Here is a 2,651-nt window from a genome sequence, read left to right on the forward strand (position 1 = left end):
TGGTTTCAAAAAAGCTTTGCGTTACATATCTATAAGAAATTAAAACATCTTTCGTATTCGTGCCACCTTCCCACTGAAAGCCAGCACTATTATATCCACCAGATAGTATTTTAGAATTACTTAAAGCAACATTAAACACAGTACCTGAATTCATTAAATCTTGCTTAATCACATTAAACTTATCAATAACTTCTTCATTGATGCGCATTGATAATAGTTGGTCTTTATCGTACCCCAATTCTCTGTTTTTAGCAAATTGAATTTGTTGATAGACTATAATTGTTGCTATAATAAATACGATTGAAATGGTAAACTGCCCAACAACTAAGCCCTTTCTTATGAACGAAACTGAACCTTCGGTAACTTTTAGTCCTTTTAAAACGGCAACAGGTTTAAAAGACGATAAATAAAATGCTGGATATAAACCTGCTAGTAAACCACAAAAGACGGCAATGCTACATAAAATAAATGCATGTGTTGGGTTTGTTAAGCTTAAAGCCAGCTCCTTGTCTATTAGTAAGTTAAACTCTGGCAATAATGCAACCAAAAGCAAAATACTCACTACCGTTGCGATAAACGATAAAATTAAAGCCTCTGATATAAATTGTATAATCAATTGACTACGATTGGAGCCCATGGCTTTGCGCACGCCAACTTCGTTAGCACGTTTTTCGCTTCGTGCTGTGGATAAATTCATGAAATTAATACACGCTATAAAAAGAATGATAAACGCAATAAAGGTGAATAAAGTCACGTATTTAATACGACCGCCCACTTTTACACCATTTTCAAACTTTGACCTTAAATGCCAATCTTTCAGGGCATGTAAAATGGCGTAATCACTTGTATTTTCTTCTTTTGTAGCTATTAAACCTCTAACTTTTTTATTGACAGTTTCAAAATTAGAATTTGGCGATAATTCTACAAAAGTGTCTGAAAAATTAGTTCCATAAAAAGTCATCCATTCTTGACCAGCTGCATAGCGCTCAAAAGGTGCTATCCAATTGAAGGGAAATGACGTATTTTTTGGTAAATTTTCAATAATACCTGTGACTAAGTAATGATCTTTATTACTCATTTTTACAACCTTTCCCACTGCTTTTTCTCCAATACCAAAAAGTTGTTCGGCAGTTTGTTGTGTCAATACAATAGCTTCAGGATTCGTAAACGCATCTTTACGAGTACCTTCAATAAATTTTAGACTAAAAATATCTAAAAAGTCTTCGTCAACAAATCGTCCACGGCTGTTTATAGCATTATCGCCCACTGTAAATAAATGTTCTTGACTGCTAGTGCGAGTTGCTCTTAAAACCTCAGGAATATCATTTTTCATGTCTTGTGCCAAAGGTCCAGGTGACGCAAATATTGTACGCCACTGACCTTCATACGCTCGATTGGTTGGTACGTAGTATACATTTTCTGAACGGTCAAAAGATTGGTCAAAACTCAATTCATCTTCTACCCAAAGAAAAATTAAACAAGCACATGTAATTCCGATAGCTAATCCGAAAATATTTAAGAAACTGTAGCCTTTGTTTTTCTGTAAACTTCTGAAAGCAATTTTGATGTAATTGAGTATCATTGATTGTTCGTTTTTTGATTGATGCTACTATATAGTTAAGATGATTTTAAATATATAAGTAATTGAAAATAAATATTTTAAAATTTATTAAAGAACTTAAAGTGTTCGGTTTTATACCGTTTTTGCCCGAAACTGAATAGTTAAAACACTGTTCTATTCTGATCGCAATGAGTTTACAGGATTCGCATTTGCTGCATGTAACGTCTTTACACTAATAACCAACAAAGCAAAGAAAGTCATCGCAGCTCCGCTTAACAGAAATACCCAGAAGCTAATACTTGTTTTGTATGAAAAATCTTGTAGCCAATTATTTATTCCGTAATAAGCAATTGGTGCAGCAATAATAAACGCAATGGCTACGAGCACTAAAAATTCTTTACATAGCAGCATGTTGATTTGCAATAACGAGGCGCCCAAAACTTTGCGCACGCCAATTTCTTTGACACGTCGGTTTGTAGTATAAATCACAAGACCCAGAAGTCCCAAACAGCTAATTAAAATAGATAGACCAGTTGACCAGTTAAGTAACTTAGCTATTTTTTGCTCACGATCGTAAAACTTAGCAATGGTCTCGTCCATAAATTCCACACGATAATCATCAGTTTCGGTGTATACTTGTTGATAAGCGTTTTTGATTTTTGATAATGTGGATTTCAAATTTTCTGAAGATTCATTATGAAACGATACATGCACAGCTTCGTACAAACTAACATAAGGTCGGTACCAATCGCCTTCTAATGCCATCGGTTTTATTTCGGACTTTAAAGAACGTTGGTTAAAATCTGCCATTACACCAACAATGGGAATAAGCTTATTATTTGTTTCAACATGTTTTCCAATAGCTTCGGCTGGATTGGAAAATCCTAAGTTGTGCAATAAAGTTTCATTGATTACTAATTCTCTGATAGTATCGTTTCTGTAAAGGCGTCCTTCTAAAAGTTGAAGCTCAAACAATTTGGCGTAATTCAAATCACCATTAATATATTGCATTTCGGATTTTGCGATGTTTTTGCCATCGGTATAGGTAACATTTGTTGAATTTACTGCATTTGAAGCTGGTCCTTTTCCG

The 2,651-nt window shown here is 34.3% G+C and carries 2 protein-coding genes; both read right to left on the reverse strand.

Features of this window, described 5'->3' with window-relative positions:
• Positions 1–1,582: ABC transporter permease (locus tag AB8B65_RS09525; RefSeq protein WP_405300724.1), on the reverse strand; the 1,582-nt coding region annotated here is incomplete at its 3' end.
• Positions 1,583–1,735: 153 nt separating this feature from the next.
• Positions 1,736–2,651: ABC transporter permease (locus AB8B65_RS09530; RefSeq protein WP_405300725.1), on the reverse strand; the 916-nt coding region annotated here is incomplete at its 5' end.

It is taken from the genome of Kordia sp. (genome assembly GCF_045105435.1).
Lineage (GTDB): Bacteria > Bacteroidota > Bacteroidia > Flavobacteriales > Flavobacteriaceae > Kordia.